The organism is Kitasatospora sp. NPDC058406 (assembly GCF_042722765.1).
Classification (GTDB): Bacteria; Actinomycetota; Actinomycetes; order Streptomycetales; family Streptomycetaceae; genus Kitasatospora.
Genome location: NZ_JBHXKE010000512.1, coordinates 1 through 1,020, shown reverse-complemented (window position 1 = coordinate 1,020; position 1,020 = coordinate 1). Strand labels below are relative to the sequence as shown.

Here is a 1,020-nt window from a genome sequence, read left to right as displayed (position 1 = left end):
CTAGTAGGGCTTGGTCAGGTTCGTATCGGTGTGGGTATGTCGCGGTGGCAGGTGGGGCAGGCGCCGGCCCAGGTGGCGAGGAGTGACTGCAGCTCGCGGACGACCTGATAGAGGCTCAGGCCGGTGCCGTTTCTTTTGGGGCCCGGGTCAGCCTCCGCAGGGTGCAGAAGGCGTGGGCGAGGGATACGAGGGTGACGTGGTGGTGCCAGCCGTTGAAGGTACGGCCCTCGAAGTGGGCAAGCCCGAGGGCCTGCTTCATCTCCCGGTAGTCGTGCTCGATGCGCCAGCGGAGCTTGGCCAGGCGGACCAGGGTGGTCAGCGAGGTGTCGCCGGGCAGGTCGGAGAGCCAGAACTGCACCGGCTCGGCCTCCTTGGCCGGCCACTCGGCCAGCAGCCAGCACTCGGCCAGCTCGGCGCCTTCGGTGGCCTCGCGGATCTCCCGTCCGGAGGGGCGGATCCGCAGCGCCACGAACCGCGAGTACATGCGCTTCAACCCGCTGCGGCCCCGGCCGGGGCGTGAACCCTCCCGCCAGGACACCGGCCTGGCCGCACCGAGCCCCGCCTCGATGACCAGAGCCTTCACGCTGCGGGCCGCATCCGGATATCTGGCGGCCGGGCGCCGTCCGATGCCGTTGTAGGGCGGGGTGACCGGGCGGGCGGCGGCCGGATGGGCGGCGGGCCGGCTGGAGATGCCCACGACGTAGCGCAGGCCGCGCTGGTTCAGACCCAGACGGAAGGCGATCGTGTCGCCGTAGCCGGCGTCGGCCAGGACCAGGGGCACCTCGACGCCCCAGGACCGGGTCTCGTCGATCATGTCCAGGGCGAGCTGCCACTTCTCCACGTGCCCCAAGTCGGCCGGGACACCACAGCGTTCACGCCGGGCCACCTTGTCCGGGTCGGCCTGCGGCGCGGCGGGGTCCCAGGCCATGGGCAGGAACAGCCGCCAGTTCACGGGCGTCGAGGCATGGTCCCGGGCCAGGTGAACCGAGACCCCCACCTGACAGTTGGTCACCTTGCCCG

At 71.4% G+C, this 1,020-nt stretch carries 1 protein-coding gene; it reads right to left on the bottom strand.

The genetic code is table 11. The annotated features are described in order from the left end of the window. Positions 1-115 precede the first annotated feature (115 nt). A partial coding sequence (locus ACFWOG_RS40930) for an IS701 family transposase (RefSeq protein WP_380364844.1) occupies positions 116-1,020 on the bottom strand: 905 nt, incomplete at its 5' end.